Source organism: Ramlibacter sp. MMS24-I3-19 (genome assembly GCF_050320135.1).
GTDB lineage: Bacteria > Pseudomonadota > Gammaproteobacteria > Burkholderiales > Burkholderiaceae_C > Ramlibacter.
Map to the genome: position 1 here is coordinate 3,711,298 of NZ_CP190017.1, position 25,456 is coordinate 3,736,753.

Sequence of the window (25,456 nt, forward strand, 5' to 3'; positions counted from 1 at the left end):
ATGAGCAAACGATTCTTCGCCGCGGCTTTCGCGATCGGCCTCCTGGCCGTGGCCTGGGTGGGCCAGGGCTTCGTCGGCACCAACTGGCTCGCGCTGGCGATGACCGTCGCCATCGGCTGCGTGTACGTGCTGGGCGCGTGGGAGCTGCGTCAGTTCCGCGCCGACACCGCGTCCCTGTCCACCGCGCTGCAGGAGACCGCCTCGCAAGCGCCCGCCGCCCTTCCCGCCTGGCTGGATCGCCTGCCACTCTCGCTGCGGCCTGCCGTGCGCCAGCGCCTCGAAGGCGAACGCGGTGCCTTGCCGGGCCCGGCGCTCACGCCCTACCTCGTTGGCCTGCTCGTCATGCTCGGCATGCTGGGCACCTTCCTCGGCATGGTGGTCACCTTCAAGGGCGCGATGTTCGCGATGCAGGGCTCCACCGACCTGCAGGCGATCCGCGCCGCGCTGGCCGAGCCGATCCGCGGCCTGGGCCTGTCGTTCGGCACCTCCATCGCTGGTGTTGCGGCATCGGCCATGCTGGGCCTGATGTCGGCCATCGCGCGCCGCGAGCGGCTGGACGCGGCACGCACGCTGGACCAGCGCATCGCCGGAACGCTGCGTCCGTTCTCGTTCGCCCACCAGCGCGAGGAGACGTTCCGCGCGTTGCAGGCGCAGGCCGGCACGCTGCCACAGGTGGTCGACAAGCTCGAGGCGCTGATGCAGCGCCTGGACCAGCGCGCGCAGCAACTCGACGCACAGCTGCTGGCCGGCCAGTCGCGGTTCCACCAGGAAGCCGCGCAGTCGTACGGCGAACTTGCGCGCACCGTCGGCGCATCGCTGCAGGACAGCCTGGTCGCTGCGGCCACGGCTGCCGGCGACAGCATCCGCCCCGTGGTCGCCTCGGCGATGCAGACCGTGGTGGAGCAATCGACGCGCGAGAACGCGCGCGTGGCCGAAGCCATGCAGCAGCACAACGCCAAGCTGGCCGAAGCGGCGCAGCAGCAGGTGCAGGCCGTCACCGAGGCGGCGAAGCGGCAAGCCGATGCGCTGACGGCGTCCGCGAAACAGCAGACCGAATCGCTGACCGCGTCGGCGAAGCAGCAGACCGAGGCGCTCACGGCATCGGTCAAGCAGCAGGCCGAGGCGCTCGCGACTTCGGTGAAGCAGCAGGCCGACACGCTCACCGCCTCGTTCCGCGACACCGCGCGCACCGTCGAGACCGGCTGGCAATCGGCGCTGCAGGCGCATGCCCGCAGCAGCGATGCGGCCGCCGCCGCCCTGCGCGAGAGCCTGGCCGACTTCACGGCGACGTTCGAGCAGCGCAGCAGCGCCCTCGTGTCCACCCTCGGCGACAGCTTCTCCGCCTCGCACCAGGGCCAGGCCACGCGAGAGCGCGAGCGCCTGCAGGCCTGGACCGAGTCGCTGGAGGCCTTGGGCAGCAGGCTGGAAGCGCAGTGGCAGCGCCTGGCACAGGACACGGTGCAGCAGATGGCAACCCTCGGCGGTGCCATGGAAGCGCCGGTGCAGCGCCTGCTGCAGACCGCCTCCGAAGTGCCCGCCGCCGCGGCCGGCGTGCTGTCGCAGCTTCGGGAGGAAGTGGGCCGTTCGGCCGAGCGGGACAACCTGGCGCTGCAGGAGCGCACCACGCTGCTCGAGAAGCTGGGCACCGTGCTGCACGAGGTGCAGCAGGCCGCCGGCGCGCAGCGCGATGCGATCGCCACGCTGGTGCAGTCGACCACGACGGTGCTGGAGCAATCGAGCACGCAATTCGCGCAGGTGCTGGAAGCCAACGCGGGCCGCGCCACCGACACCGCGGCGCACATCGCCGCCAGCTCGATCGAGATGAGCACGCTGGCCCAGGCCTTCGCCGAAGGCGTGCAGCACTTCCAGGCCAGCAACGGCAAGGTGCTGGACACGCTGGTGCAGCTGGAGTCCACGCTGCAGCGCTCCATCGAGCGCAGCGACGAGCAGCTGGCGTACTACGTCACGCAGGCCCGCGAGGTGATCGACCTGAGCATCACCTCGCAGGAGGGCATCCTCGGCCAGCTGCGGCAGCTGCAGGGCAAGCAGGCGATCGTGACCCTGGCCGACGAGGCGCTGGGATGAGCGCGCTGGTCGACGACAGCGACGACGGCGGCCAGCACGCCGCGCCGATCTGGGCCGTCTTCGGCGACCTGATGGCGGGCCTGCTGGGCGCGTTCGTGCTGGTGCTGGTGGGCGTGCTGGTGGTGCAGATGGACCTGGTGTCCACCCTGCAGTCCGAGATGGAGAAGCGCAAGCAGGAGGAGCAGCGCCGCATCGCCCTGGAGAAGGCGCTCGCGGTGCCGCTCGCCACCGGACGCGTCACCGTGAGCAACGGCCGCATCGGCATCAGCGGCAGCGTGCTGTTCCCCGTCAACAGCGACCAGCTGCGCCCCGAGGGCCGCCAGCTGCTGCAAAGCCTGGTGCATCCGCTGCGCGTGTACCTCGGTGAACGCAACGAGCTGCTGATGGTGAGCGGCTTCACCGACGACAAGAAGGTGTCCGGCCGCAACCGGCAGTTCAGCGACAACCTGGAGCTGTCGGCGCAACGCGCGCTGACGGTGACGCGGGCGTTGATCGACGAAGGCATGCCGTCGTCGCAGGTGTTCGCGGCGGCCTTCGGGGCCGAGCAACCGGTCGCCTCGAACACCGACGAGAGCGGGCGGGCGTTGAACCGTCGCGTGGAGATGGCCCCGGTGCCGCGTGCGCCTTCGGTGGCCGCGCAGGGCACGCCGGCGAAGCCATGAACGATCGAGTCGCCGGTCGCGACGACGCCGAAGCGCTGCAGGCGCAGCTCGCCGCATTGCGGGCCGATGGCGCCTGGCGCGCCGACCCGATCCGCTTCCAGGCGCTGGAGAAGCTGTCTGCCCGCATGGCGGGGCAGCCCGCGCCGGTGCAGGCCTTGCTGCAGGCCCGGCTGGTGGACGCCCTGCGCGAACTCAGTGCACGGGACGCGCCGATGCCGATGGTTGCCGGACGGCGCACGGGCAAGCCGTCGGCCAGCGCTCTGGCGACACTCGCGATGCCCTCGCGCAGCACACCCGAGCTGTCCAGCGTGCGCCGCTTCCGCCAGGCCTATGCGCGCCTGCAGGTGGTCGATCGCGTGGCGCAGGCCCTGGCGCGCAAGCCGCGCAATGCGGGCCCGCTGAACTCGCATGCGCTGGTGCTGCAGACGTTCGCGCTGTTGCAGGCTGCATCGCCCGACTATCTGCGACGCATGGTGGGCGTCATCGAGACGATGCACTGGCTGGAGCGGGCGACGGAGACGCCGGCCGCTCCGCGCAAGACGGCGAAGCGCCGCAGCTGAAACAGTTCATTGCCCAGCCTCGATCGGGCGAGGCCATCCCTAGCATGGACTGCTTTCAACCTCCGGAAGGCATCCATGAGCAAACGCAGCCGTCACACCGACAACAGCAAGCGCCAGCAGCCGGTCCAGCAGCAACGCGCCGAGGCCGCGCGCCAGACAGCGGGCCAGCCCAAGGCCACCAAGCGCAGCGACGAGTCCATGCAGGATCGCTCCGCGCGCAAGACCGAGCGCTGAGGTCCCAGGCGGCACATTCGCCGCCGCACTGGATGCCGGGTCAAACCCGGCATGACACCGATTCGTGCCATTGCGGGCTTGACCCGCGCCACACGACGCCTTGGGTCATTGCGGGCTTCACCCGCAATCCAGTCCCGTCGCCGTCAGTGCAGCGCCGGTGTCTCCGGCAACCCGAGCCGGTGCCGCAGCGCGTGCTCGTACTCCCAGTCGTCCGCGCAGTCCACATCGCAGAACAGCCGCTCCGCTATGCCCTCGGCGTTGCCGCAGTAGTGGCAGCAGCCCACGGGCTCCAGCACGCGGTTGCGGCGACGTTGGGCGGCGAGCGCGTTCGTCAGGTGGCGCTGCTCGGAATCGAATGCGAGATCTGCTTCGTCGGCCATGTCTGGACTCCCTGTGGCGATGGGAGGGATTGTTCGACCGACCGCATCGCCGCGGACTTCCAGCGCGGCAGTTCCCGCTGTAGGACGCCTGCTGAGCCACGCATCAGCGCGCAAGCGCCGGCGCAGACAGCAAAAGGCGCCGCCCGTTGCCGGGCGGCGCCTTTCATGTGACTCCGGGTGGGTGTCATCCCGGGCTCGACCCGGGATCCAGCAACGGTGCTCGAACGGGCACCGGACTGGATTGCGGGTCAAGCCCGCAATGACAGCTGGATCACTTCCCGCCGCGCAGCGTCTTCAGCTGCGCCTGGGTCTCGTTCCACAGGTCCATGCCGACGTTCGCGGCGATCTGGCCGTTCACCTTGGTCAGCTTGTCGCGCATGCGGGCGGCTTCCGCGGCGGGCAGCTCGTTGACCTGCATGCCCTTGGCCTTCAGGTCGGCCAGCGCCCTGGCACCCTCTTCACGCGTGTCCTTGCGCTCGAAGTCGCGGCTGGACTTGGCGGCATCGGACAGGACCTTCTGCTCGTCCTTCGACAGCCCGTCCCACCACTTCTTCGACACCAGCACGATCCACGGGCTGTACACGTGGTTGGTGACCGTCAGGTACTTCTGCACCTCGTAGAACTTCGACGACAGGATCGTGTTGTACGGGTTCTCCTGGCCGTCGACCGTCTTGGTCTCCAGCGCGCTGAAGAGCTCCGAGAACGGCAGCGGCACCGCGTTGGCACCCAGCGTCTTGAACGAGTCCAGGTAGACGTTGTTCTGCATCACGCGCAGCTTGATGCCGTCCAGGTCCTCGGCCTTGGTCACCGGGCGCTTGCTGTTGGTGAGGTTGCGGAAGCCGTTCTCCCAGTACGCCAGGCCCACCAGGCCCTTGTCCTGCAGCTTGTCGATCACCTTGGTGCCAACCGGGCCGTCCAGCACGGCGTCGGCTTCCTTGGCGTTGTTGAACAGGAACGGCGTGTCCCACAGCGCCATTTCCTTGGTGATGCCCACCAGGGTGGCGGTGGAGCCCACCATCATTTCCTGCGCGCCGCCGATCAGCGCCTGCTGCATCTGCGTGTCCGGGCCGAGCGCGGCGGCGCCGATGGCGCGCACCTTCATCTTGCCGCCGGAGGCCTTCTCGACCTGCTGGGCGAAGAACTTGGCGGCGCGGCCCTGGTTGCTGTCCTCGTTCAGGCCGTAGCCGAAGCGGATCAGGCGCGGCTTGATGTCGGCGGCGAAGCCGGCGAGCGGCGCGAGCAGCGTGGCGGCGGCAGCGGCCGCGAGCACGGTGCGACGGATCATGGTCATGCGAGTCTCCAAGGGGAGTGGTTGTGGAAAGGGGAAGGCCTCAGCGCATCCACGCGACCGGTGCGGTGACCAGCTGCGGGAACGCGGTGAACAGCGCGAGGATCAGGACGTAGGTGACCAGGAACGGGTTCACGCCCTTGATCACCTGGTGCAGCGAGAGGCGGCCGACGCCGGCGACGACGTTCAGCACGGTGCCCACCGGCGGCGTGATCAGGCCGATGGCCCCGTTCAGCACGAACATCAGGCCGAAGTACACCGGGTCGATGCCGGCCTTGACCGCGATCGGCAGCATCACCGGCGCGAAGATCAGGATCGTGGGCGTGAGGTCCAGCGCGGTGCCGATCAGCACCAGGACGATCATCATCACGGCCATCAGGAGGCGCGGGCTCTGCACCAGCGGGCCCAGCCAGCTGGTGAGCACCGCGGGCAGGTCGGCCAGCGTGATCATGTAGCTGGCCACCTGGGCGCCGGCGCACAGGAACATCACGATGGCGGTGGTCTTGCCCGCGCGCACCAGCACCGGGCCGATGTCCACGATGCGCATCTCGCGGTGCACGAACAGCGAGACGACGAGCGCATAGAACGCGGCGACCACGGCGGCCTCGGTCGGCGTGAACACGCCCGTCTTCATGCCGCCGATGATGATCAGCGGCATCAGCATGGCCCAGAACGCCTTGGCCGTCGCGCGCAGGCGCTCCTTCAGCGGCAGCGGCTCGCCGGCCGGCAGTTCGATCTTGCCCAGCACCAGCCTCCACGCGACCAGCAGGCCCACGCCCATCACCAGGCCCGGCACGATGCCCGAGAGGAACAGCAGCGAGATCGAGGTGTTGGTGGTGACGCCGTAGATCACGAACGGCATCGACGGCGGGATGATGGGCGCGATGATGCCGCCCGAGGCCAGCAGGCCCGCCGACGTCGCCATCGGGTAGCCCTGGCGCTTCATCATCGGCAGCAGGATGGTGGCCAGCGCCGCGGTGTCGGCCAGCGCCGATCCGCTCATGGACGCCATCAGCACCGCGGCACCGATCGCGACGAAGCCCAGGCCGCCGCGGATGTGGCCGACCCAGGCCTGCGCCATGTCGATGATCCGCTTGCTGATGCCGCCCGAGTTCATCAGCTCGCCGGCGAGGATGAAGAACGGCACGGCCAGCAGCGGGAAGCTGTCGATGCCGGCCACCAGGTTCTGCGCCAGCAGCTGGGTGTCCCAGAAGCCGAGCACCCAGGCCATGCCGGCGCCCGTGAGCACCAGGGCCAGGGCCATGTTCATGCCGATGCCCATGAGCACCAGCATGCCGGCGGAAAAGACGATGAAGGCGAGTGCTTCAGGGGACATCAGTTCACTCCACCTCGGCCGCGTGGCCCAGGTCCAGCGGCTCGCGCTTGATCAATTCGATGATCGCCATCACGCCGATGGCGATGGCGCAGAGCAGCGCGGGCAACGGGAGCAGCGAGGCCGGATAACCCAGCACCACCGAATACGTCGACATGCCCGCCAGCACCTGCAGCCACGCGCCCCAGCCAAGCAGTACGCACGCCAGCAGCACGCACAGGCGGATCAGGACGGTCATCGCCGCCATCGCGCCACGCCGGTTCTGCAGCAGCCCCACCAGCGAGGTGAAGGCCATGTGCTCGCCGGCCGGATAAGCCGCCGTCGCGCCGATGAACACCATCCACACGAACAGCAGCCGCGAGAGTTCCTCGCTGGCGACGATGCCGCTGCCGAAGCCGTAGCGCAGCACCACGTTGACGAACACGGCGACCGCCATCACGCCCAGGCAGGCGCCCATGAGCGCGTTGGCCACCCACTGGAAGCGGCCTCTCGAAGCGGGAAGATTCACGATGGGTCCTTGTCGTTGCCCTGCAGCCAGGCATGCACCTGGCCCTGGATGGCGGCGATCGGCGCGAGCGCGTCGACCTGCAGCACGCCCTGCTCGCCCACGGGCGGCTCGAGCGTCGCGAACTGGCTGTCCACGAGATGGGGCGAGAAGAAGTGGGCGCCGCGGCCGGCGACGCGTTCACGCGCGGCTTCGCGCTCGATGGCGAGGAAGACGAAGCGCAGGCCGGGCGCGGCGGCACGCAGGCGGTCGCGGTAGGCGCGCTTGAGCGCGGAGCAGGTGAGCACCACGCCCTGCGTGTGCGCGGCGAGCTTCGCGCCGAGCACGTCGAGCCATGCGGCACGGTCGTCGTCGGTCAGCGCGATGCCACGGGCCATCTTGTCGCGGCTGGCAGCGCTGTGGAAATCGTCGCCTTCCACCAGCGGAATGGCCTCGGCCGAGGCGATGGCGGCACCGACGGTCGACTTGCCGCAGCCGGCGACACCCATGACGACGATTCGGTGATTCAAGAGGACAGCGCTATCCAAAACGGCACGAAAATTGCACCAAGGCAGCCTGGGATACCCCATTCTCCGAGGGACCGGGGTTTCCCCGCTGCCATGGCGCATACGGATAGCGCTATCCTAACCGGACAGGCTGACGGCTCCGGCCCCGGACTTTCCCCTAGGCGACACCCTCATGCATTCCAAGCCCGCCCGCCCCCGCGCCACCGGCCGCACCACGCTGGCCGACGTCGCCCATGCGGCGGGCGTGAGCCCGATCACCGTGTCGCGCGCGCTGCGCGGCGAGCGTGCGGTCGATCCGGCGCTGGTGGAGCGCGTCAGGGCCGCCGCCGACAAGCTGGGCTACGTGCCCGACCCGGCCGCCCGCGCCCTCGCCTCTCGCCAGGGCACGCAGGTGCCGCTGCTGGTGCCCGCGCTGGCCAACGCGCTGTTCGTCGACCTGCTCGAAGCCGCTCAGGAAACGCTGGCTGCCGCCGGCTACCAGACGCTGATCGGCGTCACGCACTACGACCCCGCCGAAGAAGAGCACCTGCTGCGCAGCCACCTGATGCACCGGCCGCCGGGCCTGCTGGTCACCGGCTTTGATCGCAGCGCCGCCACGGAGCGGCTGATCGCCAGCAGCGGCGCGCCGTGCGTGCACCTGATGGAGACGTCCGATTTGCCGGGCGTCCACAGCGTGGGCATGTCGCAGCGCGATGCGGGCCGAGCGATGACGGAGCACCTGCTGGCGGGGGGCCACAAGCGCATCGCCTTCGCGGCCGCGCAGCTGGACCCGCGCACGTTGCAGCGGCTGGAGGGCTGGCGCGATGCGATGCGGCACGCCAGGCTGCACACGCCGGTGCTGGAGTGGCTGAACCCGCAGCCCTCGTCGATCGCGCTGGGCGGCGTGATGTTCGAGCAGATCGTCGGCCAGACCCCGCCGGTCGATGCGATCTTCTTCTGCAACGACGACCTCGCCCAGGGCGCGCTGCTCGCGGCGCTGCGCCTGGGCATCCAGGTGCCGCAGCGCGTGGCGGTGGCCGGCTTCAACGACCTCACCGGCAGCGACCAGATGGTGCCGCCCCTCACCACCATCCGCACCCCGCGTGCGGAGATGGGCCAGCAGGCCGCACGCATGCTGGTGCAGCTGATGCGCGGCGAATCCGTGGAGAAGCGCTGCGTCGACCTGGGGTTCGAGGTGGTGGTGCGGGGGAGCACGTAGCCGAAAAAGCTTGTCAGACGGCGGCCAGTGAACGCCGCACCGCGCTGAGAGAATCGCGGCTGCATGCAGTCCCGCCATTTCCTCCAGCTGCTGTTCCTCTCCGCAGTCTGGGGCGCCTCCTTTCCCATGATCCGCATCGCGGCCCCGGCGCTGGGGCCCTTGCCGATGGCCTTCATCCGCTGCGCACTTGCGGCGATGGTGCTGGGCACGCTGGTGCGCGTGCGGCGCCAGCCGCTGCCCACGCGCGAGCACTGGAAGTCGCTCACGGTGCTGAGCGTGCTGACGGTGGTCGCGCCGTTCGTGCTGTTCAACGCCGCCGGCCTGGTGATCCCGGCAGGCTATTCGGCGGTGCTGAATGCGACTGCGCCGCTGTTCGGCGTCGTGGCAGGCGCCGCGATGGGCGAGGAGCGCCTCACCGGCCGCAAGCTGGTGGGCTGCGCGTGCGGGCTGGGCGGCGTCGCGCTCCTGGTGCAGCTGGGGCCGCTCGCGCCCGACATGCGCGTGGCCCTCGGCGTGCTCGCCTGTGTGGCCGCATCGGCCAGCTATGGCTTCGGCTCGATCCTGATGAAGCGGGCCACGATGACGCATGCGCCCCTCCCTGCGTCTGCCGCCGTCCACATCGCAGCGGCGCTGGTGCTGCTGCTGCCGGCGTCGACGACCGTGTCGCGCATGCACCCGACGACCAACGCACTGATCGCGATCGCGGTGCTGGGCACCTTCACCTCGGGCTTCATGTACTGGATCAGCATGCGGCTGATGCGCGAGATCTCCGCGAGTGCCGCGACCTCGTCGGCCTTCCTGATCCCGATGTTCGGCGTCACCTGGGGCGCGAGGTTCCTCGGCGAGCGCTTCACGCCGGGCATGGTGCCGGGCGTGGCGCTCGTGCTGCTGGCGGCCGGGCTGGTGACGGGATTCAATCCGCTCGCCGTGTTGAAGCGGACCTGACCGTCGCAACCCATGCAGCTCGACTACCTGCTGTTCGATGTCACCGACGAGGAGAGCGGCGGCGCGAGCTTCGACGCCCTCGCGTCCGTGCTGCCGGACCGCCTGCCGGCCCTGCTGCGTGAAGCCGAGGCAGTGCTGCAGTGGGCGCACCGCGAATTCGGGCCGCCGTCTCCGGCCGACGAAGGCGGCTGGGACTTCGACCTGCAGGGCACCGGTGAAACCGGCGACATCCTGGATTTCACCTATGACGCGGCGAGCGCACGGCTTACGCTGCGACAACCCGTCACCGGGCGCATCACGCTGAGCCTCACGCTGGGCGGCCCCGCCACTTTCTGCGAGGCATTCCGCGGCGCGTTCCCCGACTCGGCATGAGCGGACCGCGGACGCGGCGCAGGACAACGCGCGCCTAGCCGTCGATACGCACTGACAGACGCCAGCTCCGGACCGTCTAAGGTGCGCCGATGCGACCGGCACGGAACCTCCAGCAGGGCCCCCACACCACCTTCGTCCAGTCCATGGTGCGCAGCCATGGACGCGACGCGACGGCCTTCGACGCCAGGATCCTGGATGACGGGAGCGTGGCCGTCAGCGGCCCGATGGGCACCGCGCTCTATCCGCTCGGCGGCTGGACGAGCAAGTTCGTCCGGCACCTCGAGCAGGGGTACTTCGGCCCCGCCACGGCCGCCGCCGACCAGGAAGGCGGCTGACCCCGGGCCTCACTTCGCGCGGCGCCAGCCCGGGTCCACCACCGTCTCGCCATCCTCCTTGACGAAGGGGGCAGCTTCCCGGCGGGCAGCAGTTCGAGCACCGCCTCCGAAGGCCGGCACAGCTTCGTGCCGAGCGGGGTGCGCACCACCGGGCGATTCATCAGGATGGGATGCTGCTGGATGAAGGCCGCCAGCTGCTCGTCGGTCCACGAAGGATCGCCAAGTCGCAGCTCTGCGTAGGGCGTGCCCTTCTCGCGCAGCAGGTCACGCACGGTGACGCCCATCTCGGCCACGAGATGGCGAAGCTGCTCCGTGGACGGCGGCGTCTTCAGGTACTCGACGACGACCGGCTCGATGCCGGCATGCCGGATCAGCGCGAGCGTGTTGCGGCTCGTGCCGCAGGCGGGATTGTGGAAGATGGTGACGTCGGGCATGCCGCGATTGTCCCTTCCCGAATGACAGCGGCCCGGCACCCTCGTCGGGTGCCGGGCCGCTGCGGTTCAGGCGATCAGTCGCTTAGCGGCGGCGCCCCACGATGGTCTCGGCAGCGCCTCCCGCGGCCGGCGCGAACGACCCGGTCACCGCACCGCTCGCCATGCCGAAGGTGGCGGTCAGCACACCGTCGGTGTCCTGCAGCGTCACCGCGCCGGTGGCGGGGTTCAGCGACAAGGTGCAGCTGAAGGTCGCACCCGTGTTGTCGAAGCAGAGATAGCCAGTCGTGCCGTTGAAGTTGGGCTGGATGCGCACGATCGAGTAGTCCACCACGTCCACGTCGGCGGCATTCCACACCTGCCAGTCGCCCTGGTAGGAGGCCGGGGTCAGCTCGAACGCGGCTTCGGGATCGACGGCCTCCATGCCCAGCTGCGCCAGCAGCGCGTTCGTGGCCGCCATGTTCATGCGGGCCGACGGATTCGGCGTCGTGCGGTTCTTGTAGCCCACGCGCACCTTGCCGCCACGCTCGACGAACACCCGTTCCTGCAGCGCGGCAGCCTGCACCGGCGTGTTGGCCAGCGTCAGGACGCGCGCGTCACCCAGCGTGTTGATCGCGTAGGTGCCGGTGCCGATCGGGTTGCAGTTGCGGACGGAGCCATCGCTGGCACGCTGCTGGCAGGCGAAGTACTTGGCGACGTTGCCGGCGGCGAAGCCGACGCGCAGCAGCGTGTTGCCGGTGTAGTAGCTCTCGGAGCCGGCCGTCTGCACGGCGCCCACGGGCACGTTGCCCAGCTGGCCGATGCCGGCGGTGCTGTTGTTCCACCACTCGTTGCGCGATCCGCTCGAGACCGTCACCGGCGTGCCGCTGGTGGACGGCACCTGCATCGTGCTGGTCGGGTAGTAGCACGGCGTCGCCGGGTTGGCGGCGATGAAGGACTCGAGGGACGTTGCCGGGCTGGAGATCGTGGTCAGCGACGTGGCGGGCGTGATGGACGCGCACGCCGCTCCGGTGTCGGACGCCGAGGCATTGCCGGCCGCCACGTCGGCGTTGAGGTTGCGCAGCTCGCTGGCCGGCGACGGGGAGTAGCCGATGGCGGTGCTGAGCGGCGTGTTGGTCTGGTAGAACAGCTTGGAGTTGGCCGGGAACGTCGCCGTGCCCAGTGCGGTGGCCGCATTGGCGATGGTGATGTTCACGAAGCCGGCGCCGCGCACCTGGTTGTAGACGTCCAGCATCGTCTTGCCGCTGACGTCGAAGGCGGCGCGTTGGCTGGAGCCAACGTCGAACCCATCGCAGTAGTTGTAGTTGGCACGACCCTCGGCGTCACGCACGCCGCTGATGGTCTCGGTCTGCAGTGCGCACTGCACCCAGTTGCCGCCGTTCCAGTGGAAGTCGCTCTGCGCGCTGGGGTTGCCGCCGAATGCCCAGTGGGCGACGACGCCGGAATTGGCGCGGCTGCGGCGCTCGACGGCGCGGGTGTTGCCCGACGCGTCGGGCGCGTTCTGGGCCGCGGTCGACGAGAACACGCGCTGGAACCAGTTGCCCGCGCCGTTGTACGTCAGCTGGTTCAGCGCCGCGGTGGCCACATTGGTCACCGGGACCTCTCCAGTCGCCGCCTGCTGCTGGTTGGCGATGCCCACCAGCGTGCCCACGGACGACGTGGTGATGCCGGAGCTGCTGACGGCGCTGGCGACGACGGGCGCCAGCGCGGCATTGAGCTGCGCCGGATCCTTGCTGGCGATGGCGGCCTGCACGGCCGGGTCTGCCAGCTGCGCCACCACGGAGGGCAGCACCTCCAGCAGCTTGCGGGTGATCAGGTCGTTGATGTCCTGCTGCGTGATGGTGCTGCCGTCGATCGCGGCGCCGCCCACGCTGGACGCGAGTGCCGACGTCTGCTGCTGCGTGGTGACCACGATGGTGCGGGCGATCGCGTTCAGCGTGGCGCCTTCCGTGGTGGTGCTCTTGGTGAAGTCCTGGAACAGCGAGACGTCCAGGCCGATCTGGGCCTTGATCGCTGCTTCGGCGGTCGCCGTGCTGGCGCCGGTGGCCTCCACCTGCGACTGCACGAGGGTGGTGAGCGGGCTGACCACGGCCGGCTTGTCGGCCGGCGCCTTGAGCACGAACGCGGTGGTCACCGCGCCGTTGTCGGCGTCGACGGCGTCGGTGCCGACGATGGCCAGGACCGGGTACTTACCCGCATCGGCGGCGTCGACCTGGAGACTGGCGGCGCCGGACGCATCGGTCTTCGCGGACGGCTCGTCGCTGTCGCAGGCGCCATTGAGGTTCTTGTCCAGGCACACGGTGGCATTGCGGATGGCACCGTCGATGACGGTCACTGCCACGGCAGTCGTGCTGGGCTGGCCGCCTCCGCCTCCGCCACCACCACCGGTGGTGACATCGCCACCGCCGCCGCCGACCACGGGCGTCCCGCCTCCGCCGCCGCCGCCACCACAGGCCACCAACAGGGCCACGCTCGCGGCAACCGCCAGCGCAAGCCCGCTCTTCCTCGTATTCATAAGACTCCTAGTTCACAACACTGTTTGTCGACACGAAGCACACGGCGGGAACCCATGACCCGCCGGGGCGCGAGCATCCGCGAGGGGGTCGATGCGGGCCATTCCCCGATTGAGGTACGACCAATGGCCCCTGCCGCCGAGGTAGGCATTGGTTGTAAGTAATCCGCTCGATGCCTTCGCGCGCCGGCCCATGCAATGCTCACGGTCCGGGGTTGGGTCCACGCCCCCAACGAAGAAGAAAAGCGAAGTGCCCATGACAAGCAGCAGCCCGGCATATGGCGAGTTGGTCGACCTGGTCTACGCGGCCGTCGAGGAACCGGCGAAGTGGCCGGATGTCTACCAGGCGATCTGCACGGCCACCGGCTCCGAGTCCGTCCACATGCTCGGCTTCGACAACCGGCACAAGACCCTCTCGTACAGCGAAGGCGCCAACCTCCCGGTGCAGGGCGAGCTGGCGTACATCCAGCAGTACCGATTCGTCGACCCGCGGGTGCCCCTGGTGATGCAGCGCCCCGAGCGGCAGTGGGTGCACTGCCACGAGGACTTCGACGAGGCCTTCGTCGCTGCCGATCCGTTCTACCAGGAGTTCCTGATTCCCAACAACCGGCGCTTCATGACGGCCACCAAGCTCGTGGACGCCAGCGATGCGACGGTGATCTTCTCCACCCTGCGCACGCAGGAGCAGGGGCCGATGCCGGCCGAGGGAGTCGCCCTGCTCGACCAGCTGCTGCCGCACCTGTGCCGCGCCGCGCGCATCACCATCCGCAACTTCTTCTACTCCACGCAGGCGCTGGTGGGCCAGGCGCTGGTGAACAAGCTGCGGCAGCCGGTGATCCTGATGACACCCGGCGGCGACGTGATCCACACCAACGAGGCGGCGAGGCAGCTGTTGGCCAGCACGCGCCTGGTGCAGGTGGCCGGCGGCAGGATCGAACTGCCCGAGCCGCACGGGCGCGAGCTGCTGCGGCGGGTGGCCGGGATCGAGGCGCAGCTGAAGACCGCCGGCGCGACCGCAGCCGAGTACCGGGCCCAGTTCCAGTCGCTGCACGTGGCCACCGAAGCGGCGCCCAACGACGGCCTCTACGCCTTCTTCACCGTGCTGCCGCCCGAGGAGATGATGGGCACCTTCGGCCTGCGCCCGGTGGTGATGCTGCTCTTCTTCCACCCCGAGTCGTCGCCCGCCATCGACCCCAGCCTGCTGTTCGCGGTGTTCGGTCTGACGCCGGCCGAGAGCCGGATCGCGGCCTTGCTGGCCGAAGGCCTCTCGCTCAAGGAGATCGCGCGCGAGCAGGGCACGCAGCACGACACCGTGCGCAAGCAGCTGCGATCGATCTACCAGAAGACCCGCACCAACCGCCAGCCCGAGCTGGTGCGGCTGCTGCTGCATCTGCCGCACAACGTGGTCCAGGGGTGAGCCCCAGTCCAATTACCGCCGCGCGCCCTCGTCGCCTGTCAAAAATAATCGGCATCAACCGTGGCCGACCTGGATCCCGCCGCCATCGACCACGCGGCCCCCTTCTTCACACGGCACGGCGATGCGTTCATCGCGCGGCTGAAGGCCAACGCGGCCTACGTGGAGGAAGAGTTCGCGCAGATCCAGCGCATCGACTACCGGCGCCCGTTCGACGAGTGCCTGACGCTGGCCGAGACCATCGTCGACGGGGTGATGCGGCGCTACTGACGAGGTTGCGGGCCTGCGCTCCATCCGGGCTGGCTGCACTTCATCGCACGCGGCTGCAGTTCGTCGAATGGCCGTCGCGCCGGCGGCCGGCGCTCCCTAGAGTCCGCTCCATTGCACAACGAACCGACACCAAGGAGCCCGCCATGACCACCACCGCCAATACCCTGAAGACCACGACGTCCCTGCCGCTGGCCTTGCGCGTCGGCGTCGCGCTGGCGATCGTGGTGATCCTGTCGCTGGCGTGGATCGGCGCCGAACGGTCCAGCCACCAGGCGGTGCAGACCGCGCAGGCCACGTTCTCGCGCACCTACGTCACGCTGCCGCGGGTGGAGATCGTGGCCAAGCGGGAAGCGGCCGTCACGCCCGTGGCATCGCGCGCCGCCACGAAGCGGCAAGGCTGAGATCGGACACGGACGGCCTGGATTCCCGCCTCCGCGGGAATGACAACCCCTGCGTCGTCCCCGCGAAGGCGGGGACCCAAGGCTTCCACGGGGCCCGGCTTCAAACCCGCTCGAAGTCGATGTGCCCCTGCTGCGCATCCAGCGCCACCAGCCGCACGCGCAGCGCATCCCCCACATCCGCCTCCTCGAACCCGCGCACCAGCCGCCCTTCCAGCAGCGGCTGCGCGATGCGCACGAACGTGCCCTTGGGCGCGGCGCCGGTGACGATCGCATCGAACGTGTCGCCGATGCGCCCCTGCAGCAGGAACGTCGCCGCGGCCTTGAGCACCTGCCGCTCGACCGCGTTCGCACGGTTCTCCTGTTCCGTGCAATGCCCCGCGATCGCCTGCAGCGACGCGAAGTCATACGGCGACGGCCGCCCCGCGATCGCAGCCTTCACTAGCCGCTGCGTGACGAGATCCGGATAGCGCCGGTTCGGCGCCGTGGAGTGCGCGTAGTTGCTCGCAGCCAGCCCGAAGTGGCCGACATCCTGTCCATCCGGCTGCGCCGCCACGTACGCGCCCGGTCCGAGCATCTTCACCAGCCTGAGCGACAGGTCGGCGAACCCGGCGGGATCGGCATCGCGCCGCTCCGCCAGGAACCGCTGCAGGGCGACGGCATCCGGATCGGTGGGCAGCGTGGTGCCGAGCGTCGCCGCGAGCGCCTCGATGCGGTCCCAGCGCCGCGGTGACTCGAGGAAGCGGCGGATCGACGGCAAGCCCTTCGCGGAGAGAAAGCGCGCCGTGGCCACGTTGGCCGCGATCATCAGGTCGGCGATGAGGTCCTTGGCCCGCACGCGCTCGTCGGGCCGCAGGTCCACCAGCGCGCCATCGCGGAACACGGGCCGCGCGCTGACGGTGTCGATCTCCAGCGCGCCACGCTGCTGGCGCCAGCGGCGCATCCGCATGGCCACGTCATCGTGCACGCGCAGTTGCCCTTCGAGCTGCGGCACGTCCTTCGGCCCGGGCAGCGGAGCCTTGCCCTCGAGCCACGCGGACACGTCGTCGTAGGTGAGCTTGGCGCGATTCAGCACCAGCGCGCGATAGAGCTCCGATGCGCCCACGCTGCCATCCGCCTGCACCGCCATGTCGACCACCACGGCCGCACGCTCCTGGCCCTCGTGCAGCGACGTGAGGTCGGTCGACAGCACCTCCGGCAGCATCGGGAACACGCCGGCCGCGGTGTAGACGGAGGTCGTGTTGGTGGCGGCGTGGCGATCGATGGCGCTGTCCTGCGGAACGAGCACGTCGACGTCGGCAATCGCAACGAGCAGGCGCACGGCGCCATCCGCCAGCGGCTCGACCACGCTCAGCTGGTCGAGGTCGCGCGTGTCGGCGTCGTCAATGGAAAACCAGGGCAGCTGGCGCAGGTCGCGCAGGTCGGGCGTGCGCGGCAGGCCGGCATGGCGCACCGCTTCGGCGGCAGCGACCACGCCCTGCGGAAACACGGGCTCGAGGCCATGCGAGCGCATGGCCTCGACGGCCAGGGGCAACAGCTGTGGTGCTCGATCGCTCACTGGGGCTTGACCGGCGTGAAGTACGGCGAGAAGTAGAGGTTCGGCCTCGCCGGGTCGCTGAACCCCGCAGGGTTGTAGTAGTACATGCGGTAGCGATCCACGTAGCGCCGGCCGGTATTGCCGCACTGCTGCGGGTCGTACATCAGGTCGCAGGTTTTCAGCGTGTACTCGTCCATCGTCTGCGTCTGGAGGATCTGCGGCGTGTGCATCGCACCGAACAGATGGAAGAGTTCGTGGAACGGAATGTCGTCAACCCATGACGGTGCCGCATCGGGCGCTGCTGCCCTCGGCCATATGGCGCATGTCCCCTTCACCCCGTTCAGGAACACCAAGGCCGTCTTGTCGTAGGCGTCGCCGGGCAGCGCCGACTCGCCGCAGTAGCCATCATCGCCGCCCTCGTAGAAGACGAGGTATTTTTGCCCCGGCCTCACGAGGCCCATCAGCGCCAGGTCGTACTCGATCCATTGACGCTTGTAGTTCACGCCCCCCAAGGCACGGTGCTCGTCGTATTGAGCCTCGGTCTCCGGCAGCTGGGCGAACTGGATATCCAGCGCGCCCTGCCAGGTGTCGAACACGATCTTGCGCCCGATCTCGCTGTCGAGCCACTTGTTGGCCGAAGCGATCGAGTACGGCAACGTGGTCGACAGGTCCAGTTGCCGGTCCTGGTTCCCGGACCGGGACGGCGTAGATCACCTTGATCATCGGTCCCGAAGAGTCGTCGGGGCGATCCTGGGTGCTGCGTGTGGCGAGCGAGTAGGTCGCGTTGAGGTTCGCGGTCCCGAACGGTCCGGTCCCGGAAAGCGTCGGGGAAGGACCGGGCGCGGGTGTTGTTGGCGCGGGTGTTGGCGCGGGTGTTGGCGCGGGTGTTGGCGCGGGCGTCGGTGCGGGCGTCGGTGCGGGCGTCGGTGCGGGCGTCGGTGCGGGCGTCGGTGCGGGCGTCGGTGCAGGTGTCGGTGCAGGTGTCGGCGCCGGTGTTGGCGCTGGTGTCGGCGCTGGTGTCGGCGCCGGTGTCGGCGCCGGTGCAGATGTAGGCGCTGGTGTCGGCGTTGGTGACGGTGCAGGTGTGGACGCCGGCGTGGGCGCGGGGCTGCTGCCGATGGAATCAGAGGGCGGAGCGGTGGGCGGTGCCGGCGCGCCGGCTATCGGCGTGGGACCTGCTGCGACCGGTTCGACGGGCTGCGGAGCCGCCGTGACGGCGCCATCTCCCCCACCCCCGCCGCAGGCGCTCAGCCACAAGGCCGCAATCGAGACCAGCGCCAGCCGCATGCGGGCCTGGCTGCCCAGCATTCCATTCATCCATTCGCTCCCCGCCCGGACTGACTGCCGGGGTAGCGCATGCTCGTGCCTCATCGTCACGGGCCCTGTAGCCGGAATGGACGGGGCGCGTAGGACAAAGCTGCTGTTGCGAATTGCAGCGAAACGGCCGAGTTCGGCCTCGGCGCCCACGACGCGCTTCGGCACAGTGACGCCGTACACGTTCGCGAACGTGGCCGTCCCGGCGAGGAGTCCTCTCACCTGCGCTGAGCTGGTCTCGGAGGCGTGCGCGATGGCCGACGGCGCCGTAGGCCGCTGCTGTCCGGCTCACGAGCAACCAGGGGATCGGCAGCGGCCGCGTCCAGGGCTACGGTGGGCACCCCCCTGACCAATGCGAAGGAGATCGCGATGACTGATCGTCAAGACAACGCCATGTCCGATCGGCCGGTGGCCAAGGACGAGAAGGGCATTGCCGGCAAGACTGCCGCGACCGGCGCCGGCGCCGTGGTGGGCGGAGCCGTGGGCGGCGTCGCAGGCGGAGCAGCCGCGGGGGCCAGCATGGGCAGCGTGACCGGCCCGGTGGGCGCTGCCGCGGGCGCGGTGGCCGGCGCGGTGGTGGGCGCGGTCGCAGGCCACGCGCTGAGGACCGACCCGCTCGCCGAAGAAAGGTACTGGCGCGAGAACTACACGAGCCGTCCGTACGTGGCGCAAGGGTCCAAGTACGAGGACTACGGCCCGGCGTACCAGTACGGCCTCGATGCGTACAAGCGCTTCCCCGACCGCCACTTCGACGACATGGAGCCGGACCTGCAGCGTGAGTGGGAGAGCTCACGCGGCACCTCCACGCTGGAGTGGGAGCGTGCGCGGGTCCCGGCCAGGGACGCGTGGGAGCGGGTGAGCCATGCGGCGGAGTACACGTACGAGGGGGATCCGAATGACGTCGATGCCCTCAGCCAATGACACGAAAGAGGCCCTCGCTCATTCCACTCGAACGAAAGGGGCCTCGGCCGCTTTCTCTTGAGGTGGGACACGGATGGGCGCACCATGGCGCATGACCGATGAACGACGAGAACCCTCCTTTTCCGCATCCCGCCCGTTCCAGAGCCAGCCGCCCCCGGAACCGCGCTCCATCGCGCCGACCATCCTTGTCGCCCTGGCGATCGCGCTGGTCGTCGCTGCCGGCGCGTACTGGTGGGTCCATCGGGAAACCCCGCGCATAGTCGCCTCGGCCCCTGCCCCGTCGGCGCCCGCCGAAACAGCGGCACAGCCCGACACCCCTTCGGCCACGACGACACCAGAACCGGTTTTGCAGCCCGCGCCCGCGGACACGGTGGTGAAGCCGGATGACGTCACCACCGCCCTCAACCGCCTCCTGGGCCGCGATGCCGTCGTGAAATTCCTGGAGACCACCGACTTTCCGCGCAGGTTCGTTGCAACGCTGGACAACCTCGGGCGCGAGCACGCTGCAGTGACGGCGTGGCCGGTGCAACCGACGCCGGGCCGTTTCGTCGCGGGGTCCGACGGGGCGTCGGCCGTGATCGCTCCCGAGAACGCACTGCGCTACACGCCGTTCGTGGCGTTCGTGGGATCCGTCGATGCCGCGCAGGCCGTGGATCTCTACCGCCGCATGTACCCGTTGCTCGAGCAGGCGTACCACGAGCTTGGATTTCCGAATCGCCACCTGCACGCACGGGTGCTGGAAGTCGTCGATCTGCTGCTGGCAACGCCGGAGCCCGCGCAAGCGCCGAAGATCACGCTGACCGAAGTGAAGGGGCCGATGCAGACCCCGAGGCCGTGGACGCGCTACGAATACGTCGATGCCAAGCTCGAGCGCCTCTCGGCCGGCCAGAAGATCCTGCTGCGCGTGGGTCCGGACAACCGCAAGGTGCTGAAGGGGAAACTGCAGGAGCTGCGGCGGGAACTGCTGCGGGTGTCGGTCGAGCCTGGCCGGCCATAGACGCCTCGCCGTCGCGGTAGCCCGACCGCTGCGTCGGGCGCAAGATACGCGGTCCTTCAATTCACGAGAGCGACGCCATGCCACAGCCGACCCGCGAGGGCCAGCCCGTTCCCCAGGTCAAGTTCCGCTACCGCGCGAACAACGAATGGAAGGAGATCACCTCCGACGACATCTTCAAGGGGCGCACGGTGGCGGTGTTCTCGCTGCCCGGCGCCTTCACGCCCACCTGTTCCAGCACCCACCTGCCGCGCTTCAACGAGCTGGCCCCCACGTTCCGGCAGAACGGGGTCGACCAGGTGGTCTGCATCGCCGTCAACGACCCGTTCGTGATGGAGGAGTGGGCCAAGAGCCAGGAGAGCGAGAACATCTTCATGCTGCCCGACGGCAACGGTGCCTTCACCGAGCAGATGGGCATGCTCGTCGACAAGAGCGACCTGAACTTCGGCAAGCGCTCGTGGCGCTACTCGATGCTGGTGCGCGACGGCATCGTCGAGAAGATGTTCGTCGAGCCCGACGAACCGGGCGATCCGTTCAAGGTGTCGGACGCCGACACGCTGCTGCGCTACGTCAACAAGGACGCCCACGAGCCCGACCAGGTGGCGCTGCTCACGCGCGAGGGCTGCCCGTTCTGCGCCCGGGCCAAGAAGCTGCTGGACGACGCCGGGGTGACCTATGCGGACGTGCCGCTGTCGCACAGCATCCGCACCCGCACGCTGGGTGCGATCGCGAAGGCCAAGACGGTGCCGCAGATGTTCGTCAACGGCGAACTGATCGGCGACGGCGACGCCATCGAGCAGTGGGTCAGGCAGCGCAACGGCTGACGGCCATCTTCAGTCCGGCACGAAGCGCTCGCTGAACCGCCGGGCATCGGCCTCCAGTTCGAACGTCACCAGCTGGCCGTTCTTGCCATCCGCGAGGCGATGCGCGGCAAACAGGCTCCACTTGCCCCGCGGGTCGTAGCTCGGCGGATCGACGAGTGCGTACATGTGAGGGACGAACACCTCGTGCTCGAAGATCTCGCGATGCCGGTTGCGGGGCGAGGGGTAGAGCTTGTAGAGGTCGGTGGTGATGGTGGCTTCGGGCATGGGGGCGCGGCTGGTTCGGTCCGATCGTAGTCCGGCCTGGCGGTGTCATTGCGCCGGCCCGTGGTACACGGCCTCGATGTTGTGCCCGTCCGGATCGAACGCGAACGCCGCGTAGTACCCCGGGTGGTAGTGGCGCTCCCCCGGCTCGCCGTTGTCGCGGCCGCCGTTGGCGAGAGCTGCTTCATGGAACGCCTTCACCTGGTCCCGCCCGCTGGCCTGGAGCGCGAGATGCACGCGGGAGACCGGGCCATCGGCCTGGTCGATCCAGAGTTCGTCGGCGGAGAAGTAATCTTCGCCTTCGCGGATCACGTGCTCCTTGCCGACCGCGCGCAGCACGGCGCGGTAGAAGCGCCTGCTCGCCGCGAGATCGGCGACCCGCAGGTGGACATGGTCGATGAGGCGGCCGCGGTGGAATTCCATTCGAGACGCTCCGTTGCGTGGAGCGCGGAATTCTGCCGGTGCCGCGCGCTGCAGAGCGGCCGCTCAGGCGCCGCCGTACGGACTGTCGATGACGTACACCCAGCGCCCGTCGGCCTGCCGCTGCGCGACCTCGGCGCTGTCGGCTTCCAGCGTGAGCGGCTTGCCGTCGGGGCCGGTGCCGGCCAGGCGCCAGTGGCTGCGCATCAGCGCCGTGTCGCCGGACTGCACGACAGCGGTCGGCTGCAGGTCGATCTTGCCCTTCAGCTGCAGGAACGCCTGCAGCGCCTCACGGATCGCCGCTTGCCCTTTGACCTCCTGGCCGGGCTGCGGCACGAGCGTGGCGTCGCGCGCGTAGAGCGCCATCAGGGAATCGATGTCGCCGGCGTTGAACGCCTGGGCGAATTCGCGCTGGGTGTCCTGGGGGGTGATTGCCATCGTCGATCTCCTTCCATGGCAGCCGGCCCCGTGGGCGGCGGCCCACGACGGATCACCGGCAGCCGGGATCAATCTAGGAGGTGGCGCAGGGCTGCGCAATGGCAAGGTTGTCCGGGCTGCCTGCCGAGCCGGCCAGCCTCGTGCCGGCCTCCAGGGCCGCGCTGGTGCTCTACGTGAACGCCGGCCTGCCGGCGACCAACCTGAACCAGCTCGTCGACCTGGTGAAGAGCCACCCCGGCAAGTACAGCTACGCATCCGGCGGCAGCGGCAGTCCCCAGCACCTGATGGGCGAACTGCTCAAGCTGGAAAAGGGCCTGGACAGCGTGCACGTGCCGTACAAGGGCCAGGGCCCGGCCATGCAGGACGTGGTGGCCGGCCAGGTGCAGATGGCGTTCGAGACCACGACGGTCATCGCGCCGCAGCTGTCGTCGGGCCGGGTCCGCGCACTGGCGACCACGGGCGCGGAGCGCTCGAAGAACATGCCCGCCGTGCCGACCATGAAGGAGCTCGGCATGGGCGATTTCGTCACCGAGAACTGGTACGGCGTGTTCGCCCCGGCCCAGACGCCGCCGGCGCTGGTGCAACGCCTGAACCAGGCCATCAACAAGGTCCTGGAGAGCAAGGACGTGCAGGCCAGCCTCGAGAAGATGGGATCCCGCGACGTGAAGGGCACGCCCGAGCAGTTCGCGAGCTTCATCGCCCGCGAGCTGCCCCTGTGGGAATTGGTCGTCAAGCGCTCCGGCGCCAAGGTGGACTGACCGCATCCCGATGATCATCGATTGCCACGGCCACTTCACCACCGCGCCGCCGCAGGTCCCGGAGTTCCGCAAGCGGCAGCTCGCCGCGCTGGCCAGCAGCGGCAGCGCCGCGGGGGTCGTCCCGCCCGTCGTGACGGACGAGGAGATCCGGGCCGCCATTTCCGGGCACCAGCTGCGACGCATGCGTGAGCGCGGCGTCGACCTGACGATCTTCTCGCCCAAGGCCGTGGCCATGGACCACCACCAGGGCGACGAAGCCGCCAACGTGGCCTGGGCGCGGTTCAACAACGAGCTGGTGCACCGGGTCTGCCGCCTCTTCCCCGAGCACTTCGCCGGCGCCTGCCAGCTGCCGCAGACGCCGGGCGTCGCGCCGGGCGCGCGCGTCTTCGAAGAACTCGAGCGCTGCGTGAAGGAGTACGGGTTCGTCGCCGCCAACGTCAACCCGGATCCCACCGGCGGCCGCTGGGCGGACCCGCCGCTCTGGGACCGGAAGTGGTGGTACCCGCTGTACGAGAAGCTCGTGGAGCTGGACGTGCCGGCCATGATCCACGTCAGCGGGTCGTGCAACCCGCATTTCGATGCGGTGGCCACGCACTACATCAACGGCGACACAACCGCCTTCGTGCAGTTCATGAAGTCGGACATCTTCCGTGACTTCCCGACGCTGAAGTTCATCATCCCGCACGGTGGCGGCGCGGTGCCCTTCCACTGGGGCCGCTACCGCGGCCTGGCGCAGGACATGGGCCTGCCGCCGCTGGAAGAGAAGGTGCTGCGCAACGTCTACTTCGACACCTGCGTGTACCACCAGGCCGGCATCGACCTGCTGCTGCGCGTCGTGCCCGCGGGCAACATCCTGTTTGCGTCGGAAACGTTCGGCGCCGTGCAGGGCATCGATCCGCGGACGCAGCACCACTTCGACGACACGCGCCGCTACGTCGAGGCGTCAGCCGACGCGAGTGCCGCAGACAAGGCACGCATCTTCGCGGAGAACGCCCTGGGCGTGTACCCGCGGCTGCGGGCGCATCCGCGCTGCGGCGGCTGACCCAGCGACGGCTCGGCAGCTGCTGCTGCCGGGCCAGCCCACCGCCGGACCGCAGGAAAAGGAAACACGCGCCCGCGCCGCGCGGCTAAGGTCGGTGCATGAACACACGGACCGTTTCCATCCGCAAGACCAGTTTTCCGTCGGGCATGGAAGTCCCCGTCCTCGGACAGGGCACCTGGGGTTTCGGGGAACGTCCCGAGAACAGCCAGGGCGAAATCGACGCGCTGCGGTTCGGCATTGACCTCGGCATGACACTGATCGACACGGCAGAGATGTATGGCGACGGCGCGGCTGAGGCCGTGGTCGGCAAGGCGATCGAAGGACGCAGGGACGAGGTCTTCATCGTCGACAAGGTGCTTCCCCAGAATGCATCGCGGAAGGGAACGGTCCAGGCCTGCGAGAGAAGCCTGCGCCGCCTGAAGACCGACCGCATCGACCTGTACCTGTTGCACTGGCGCGGCTCCGTGCCACTCGCGGCAACGCTGGAGGGTTTCGACGACCTGCTGCGCGCGGACAAGATCCGTTCCTGGGGCGTGAGCAACTTCGATGTGGACGACATGGAGGAACTCGCCGGGCTAGAGGGCGGGCGGGCGGTTGCGACCAATCAGGTGCTCTACAACCTGACGCGGCGAGGCATCGAGTACGACCTGATGCCATGGTGCGAACAGCGCAGCATTCCGCTCATGGCGTACTCGCCGCTGGAGCAGGGCCGCTTGATGGAAGAGCCTGCCATCCGGCGCATCGCGGACGCGCACTCAGCGACATCGGCACAGATCGCGCTGGCTTGGGTGCTGCACAAGGAAAGCGTGATTGCGATACCGTAGGCCAGCACGCGTCCCCATGTGGAGCAGAACCGGAGCGCGCTGGACATCCACCTGACGCCGGACGAGCTTGCCGCACTGGACCGCGCGTTCCCGCCGCCCCGCCGGAAGGTGCCGCTGGAAATGATTTGAGCCTTGATCGGCCGCGGGTGCTTCCTATAGTGAAGCGGCCGGCCGGCACCTGCCTGCACGGCGCGTTGCCGCAAACGGATTGCGGCCTTGGACACAGGAGGCACACATGACGACACCTGTTTCGGTGAGCACGTTCCAAGTCAAGTCCCACGGCTCCCCCGACGAGGTCCGCACGCCGGCGAAGACCAGAGTCGAGGTCGTGAAGCTGGAGGGCTACACGATCGGCAGGTTCAACTTCCAACCGGGGTGGCGCTGGTCCGAATGCATCAAGCCGGTGGTGAAGACCGAGTCGTGCCAGCTCTCGCACGTGGGGCACGCCGTCTCAGGCCGGCTCCGCGTCCGCATGACCGACGGCTCCGAGAAGACGATCAGCGCGGGCGAGTCGTACACCATCCCGCCCGGTCACGATGCCTGGGTGGAAGGCAACGAGACGTTCGTCGGCCTCGAAGTGATGAGCGCGGACGTTTACGCGAAGCCAGCCTGAGGCCTCCTCCTGAAAGGCCGCGCGTGTGCAAGCCGCGGCATTGAGGGGCGTCAGTCCGAAGTGCTCGCTGAAGCGGGCCGCG

General features: G+C 69.1%; 29 protein-coding genes and 2 pseudogenes. 19 read left to right on the top strand and 12 right to left on the bottom strand.

Features of this window, described 5'->3' with window-relative positions; genetic code table 11:
• From ACPWT1_RS18430 to ACPWT1_RS18445, 4 genes are all read left to right on the top strand, one after another.
• The gene (locus tag ACPWT1_RS18430) at positions 1–2,085 is read left to right on the top strand and encodes a DUF802 domain-containing protein (protein ID WP_427912585.1); all 2,085 of its coding nucleotides are present in this window, start codon (positions 1–3) and stop codon (positions 2,083–2,085) included.
• Positions 2,082–2,747, top strand: a complete 666-nt coding sequence (locus ACPWT1_RS18435; RefSeq protein ID WP_427912586.1) for an OmpA family protein — start codon at positions 2,082–2,084, stop codon at positions 2,745–2,747. The genes ACPWT1_RS18430 and ACPWT1_RS18435 overlap by 4 nt, the downstream gene beginning before the upstream one ends.
• Entirely contained in the window at positions 2,744–3,307 is a 564-nt protein-coding gene (locus tag ACPWT1_RS18440) for a DUF2894 domain-containing protein (protein ID WP_427912587.1), read from the top strand. Before ACPWT1_RS18435 ends, ACPWT1_RS18440 begins: the two co-directional genes overlap by 4 nt.
• A 75-nt stretch (positions 3,308–3,382) precedes the next feature.
• Entirely contained in the window at positions 3,383–3,541 is a 159-nt protein-coding gene (locus tag ACPWT1_RS18445; protein WP_427912588.1) for a hypothetical protein, read from the top strand.
• Positions 3,542–3,684: 143 nt separating this feature from the next.
• Here ACPWT1_RS18445 and ACPWT1_RS18450 read toward each other — a convergent pair whose 3' ends face one another.
• The 5 genes from ACPWT1_RS18450 to ACPWT1_RS18470 all read right to left on the bottom strand — a co-directional run bounded on the left by ACPWT1_RS18450 (position 3,685) and on the right by ACPWT1_RS18470 (position 7,535).
• Positions 3,685–3,921: a hypothetical protein gene (locus tag ACPWT1_RS18450; protein ID WP_427912589.1), complete on the bottom strand. Its 237-nt coding sequence runs from the start codon at positions 3,919–3,921 to the stop codon at positions 3,685–3,687.
• Positions 3,922–4,192: 271 nt separating this feature from the next.
• Complete coding sequence (locus tag ACPWT1_RS18455; protein WP_427912590.1) at positions 4,193–5,212, bottom strand: TRAP transporter substrate-binding protein; 1,020 nt, start codon at positions 5,210–5,212, stop codon at positions 4,193–4,195.
• A 40-nt stretch (positions 5,213–5,252) separates the two neighbouring features.
• Positions 5,253–6,545: a TRAP transporter large permease gene (locus tag ACPWT1_RS18460; RefSeq protein WP_427912591.1), complete on the bottom strand. Its 1,293-nt coding sequence runs from the start codon at positions 6,543–6,545 to the stop codon at positions 5,253–5,255.
• A 4-nt stretch (positions 6,546–6,549) separates the two neighbouring features.
• Positions 6,550–6,999, bottom strand: coding sequence for a TRAP transporter small permease subunit (locus ACPWT1_RS18465; protein ID WP_427915593.1), 450 nt, complete (start codon positions 6,997–6,999; stop codon positions 6,550–6,552).
• 47 nt (positions 7,000–7,046) lie between these two features.
• Positions 7,047–7,535: a gluconokinase gene (locus ACPWT1_RS18470; RefSeq protein WP_427915594.1), complete on the bottom strand. Its 489-nt coding sequence runs from the start codon at positions 7,533–7,535 to the stop codon at positions 7,047–7,049.
• Between the two features lie 190 nt (positions 7,536–7,725).
• Between ACPWT1_RS18470 and ACPWT1_RS18475 the strand changes: the two genes are divergently transcribed.
• From ACPWT1_RS18475 to ACPWT1_RS18490, 4 genes are all read left to right on the top strand, one after another.
• A complete protein-coding gene (locus ACPWT1_RS18475; RefSeq protein ID WP_427912592.1) occupies positions 7,726–8,751 on the top strand; it encodes a LacI family DNA-binding transcriptional regulator in 1,026 nt (341 codons plus the stop codon).
• 63 nt (positions 8,752–8,814) lie between these two features.
• Positions 8,815–9,696 (top strand): DMT family transporter, encoded by an 882-nt coding sequence (locus ACPWT1_RS18480; RefSeq protein WP_427912593.1) that lies wholly within the window; start codon positions 8,815–8,817, stop codon positions 9,694–9,696.
• A gap of 12 nt (positions 9,697–9,708) precedes the next feature.
• Positions 9,709–10,068: a hypothetical protein gene (locus ACPWT1_RS18485; RefSeq protein ID WP_427912594.1), complete on the top strand. Its 360-nt coding sequence runs from the start codon at positions 9,709–9,711 to the stop codon at positions 10,066–10,068.
• Between the two features lie 89 nt (positions 10,069–10,157).
• On the top strand, positions 10,158–10,403 hold the full coding sequence (locus ACPWT1_RS18490; protein ID WP_427912595.1) for a hypothetical protein: 246 nt from the start codon (positions 10,158–10,160) through the stop codon (positions 10,401–10,403).
• Between the two features lie 9 nt (positions 10,404–10,412).
• Here the strand turns inward: ACPWT1_RS18490 and arsC are convergent.
• Positions 10,413–10,837, bottom strand: a pseudogene (gene arsC, locus ACPWT1_RS18495) (arsenate reductase (glutaredoxin)).
• An 82-nt stretch (positions 10,838–10,919) separates the two neighbouring features.
• On the bottom strand, positions 10,920–13,349 hold the full coding sequence (locus ACPWT1_RS18500) for a hypothetical protein (protein WP_427912596.1): 2,430 nt from the start codon (positions 13,347–13,349) through the stop codon (positions 10,920–10,922).
• A 253-nt stretch (positions 13,350–13,602) separates the two neighbouring features.
• Here ACPWT1_RS18500 and ACPWT1_RS18505 point away from each other — a divergent pair, with 253 nt between their 5' ends.
• The 3 genes from ACPWT1_RS18505 to ACPWT1_RS18515 all read left to right on the top strand — a co-directional run bounded on the left by ACPWT1_RS18505 (position 13,603) and on the right by ACPWT1_RS18515 (position 15,431).
• Entirely contained in the window at positions 13,603–14,763 is a 1,161-nt protein-coding gene (locus ACPWT1_RS18505) for a helix-turn-helix transcriptional regulator (RefSeq protein ID WP_427912597.1), read from the top strand.
• Between the two features lie 60 nt (positions 14,764–14,823).
• Complete coding sequence (locus ACPWT1_RS18510; protein ID WP_427912598.1) at positions 14,824–15,030, top strand: hypothetical protein; 207 nt, start codon at positions 14,824–14,826, stop codon at positions 15,028–15,030.
• A 143-nt stretch (positions 15,031–15,173) separates the two neighbouring features.
• A complete protein-coding gene (locus ACPWT1_RS18515; RefSeq protein WP_427912599.1) occupies positions 15,174–15,431 on the top strand; it encodes a hypothetical protein in 258 nt (85 codons plus the stop codon).
• 100 nt (positions 15,432–15,531) lie between these two features.
• Here the strand turns inward: ACPWT1_RS18515 and ACPWT1_RS18520 are convergent, their stop codons facing one another.
• Both ACPWT1_RS18520 and ACPWT1_RS18525 read right to left on the bottom strand, forming a co-directional pair.
• Complete coding sequence (locus ACPWT1_RS18520) at positions 15,532–16,962, bottom strand: RNB domain-containing ribonuclease (protein WP_427912600.1); 1,431 nt, start codon at positions 16,960–16,962, stop codon at positions 15,532–15,534.
• A 20-nt stretch (positions 16,963–16,982) separates the two neighbouring features.
• Entirely contained in the window at positions 16,983–17,621 is a 639-nt protein-coding gene (locus ACPWT1_RS18525; RefSeq protein ID WP_427912601.1) for a hypothetical protein, read from the bottom strand.
• Between the two features lie 219 nt (positions 17,622–17,840).
• Here ACPWT1_RS18525 and ACPWT1_RS18530 point away from each other — a divergent pair, with 219 nt between their 5' ends.
• From ACPWT1_RS18530 to ACPWT1_RS18545, 4 genes are all read left to right on the top strand, one after another.
• Positions 17,841–18,017: a hypothetical protein gene (locus tag ACPWT1_RS18530; protein WP_427912602.1), complete on the top strand. Its 177-nt coding sequence runs from the start codon at positions 17,841–17,843 to the stop codon at positions 18,015–18,017.
• A gap of 631 nt (positions 18,018–18,648) precedes the next feature.
• Positions 18,649–19,200, top strand: a complete 552-nt coding sequence (locus tag ACPWT1_RS18535) for a hypothetical protein (protein ID WP_427912603.1) — start codon at positions 18,649–18,651, stop codon at positions 19,198–19,200.
• 91 nt (positions 19,201–19,291) lie between these two features.
• Entirely contained in the window at positions 19,292–20,197 is a 906-nt protein-coding gene (locus tag ACPWT1_RS18540) for a DUF3014 domain-containing protein (protein WP_427912604.1), read from the top strand.
• Between the two features lie 77 nt (positions 20,198–20,274).
• Positions 20,275–21,018 carry a glutathione peroxidase gene (locus ACPWT1_RS18545; RefSeq protein ID WP_427912605.1) on the top strand — a complete coding sequence of 248 codons (744 nt, stop codon included), beginning with the start codon at positions 20,275–20,277 and terminating at the stop codon, positions 21,016–21,018.
• A 9-nt stretch (positions 21,019–21,027) separates the two neighbouring features.
• Here the strand turns inward: ACPWT1_RS18545 and ACPWT1_RS18550 are convergent, their stop codons facing one another.
• From ACPWT1_RS18550 to ACPWT1_RS18560, 3 genes are all read right to left on the bottom strand, one after another.
• On the bottom strand, positions 21,028–21,282 hold the full coding sequence (locus ACPWT1_RS18550; protein ID WP_427912606.1) for a hypothetical protein: 255 nt from the start codon (positions 21,280–21,282) through the stop codon (positions 21,028–21,030).
• A gap of 45 nt (positions 21,283–21,327) precedes the next feature.
• Positions 21,328–21,702, bottom strand: coding sequence for a VOC family protein (locus ACPWT1_RS18555; protein WP_427912607.1), 375 nt, complete (start codon positions 21,700–21,702; stop codon positions 21,328–21,330).
• 63 nt (positions 21,703–21,765) lie between these two features.
• Positions 21,766–22,137, bottom strand: a complete 372-nt coding sequence (locus ACPWT1_RS18560; protein WP_427912608.1) for a YybH family protein — start codon at positions 22,135–22,137, stop codon at positions 21,766–21,768.
• Positions 22,138–22,235: 98 nt separating this feature from the next.
• Between ACPWT1_RS18560 and ACPWT1_RS18565 the strand changes: the two genes are divergently transcribed.
• From ACPWT1_RS18565 to ACPWT1_RS18580, 4 genes and pseudogenes are all read left to right on the top strand, one after another.
• On the top strand, positions 22,236–22,895 hold the full coding sequence (locus tag ACPWT1_RS18565; protein ID WP_427912609.1) for a Bug family tripartite tricarboxylate transporter substrate binding protein: 660 nt from the start codon (positions 22,236–22,238) through the stop codon (positions 22,893–22,895).
• Positions 22,896–22,905: 10 nt separating this feature from the next.
• Positions 22,906–23,937, top strand: a complete 1,032-nt coding sequence (locus ACPWT1_RS18570) for an amidohydrolase family protein (RefSeq protein ID WP_427912610.1) — start codon at positions 22,906–22,908, stop codon at positions 23,935–23,937.
• Between the two features lie 98 nt (positions 23,938–24,035).
• Positions 24,036–24,890, top strand: a pseudogene (locus tag ACPWT1_RS18575) (aldo/keto reductase).
• Positions 24,891–24,996: 106 nt separating this feature from the next.
• Positions 24,997–25,374 (top strand): cupin domain-containing protein, encoded by a 378-nt coding sequence (locus ACPWT1_RS18580; protein WP_427912611.1) that lies wholly within the window; start codon positions 24,997–24,999, stop codon positions 25,372–25,374.
• Positions 25,375–25,456: the final 82 nt, after the last annotated feature.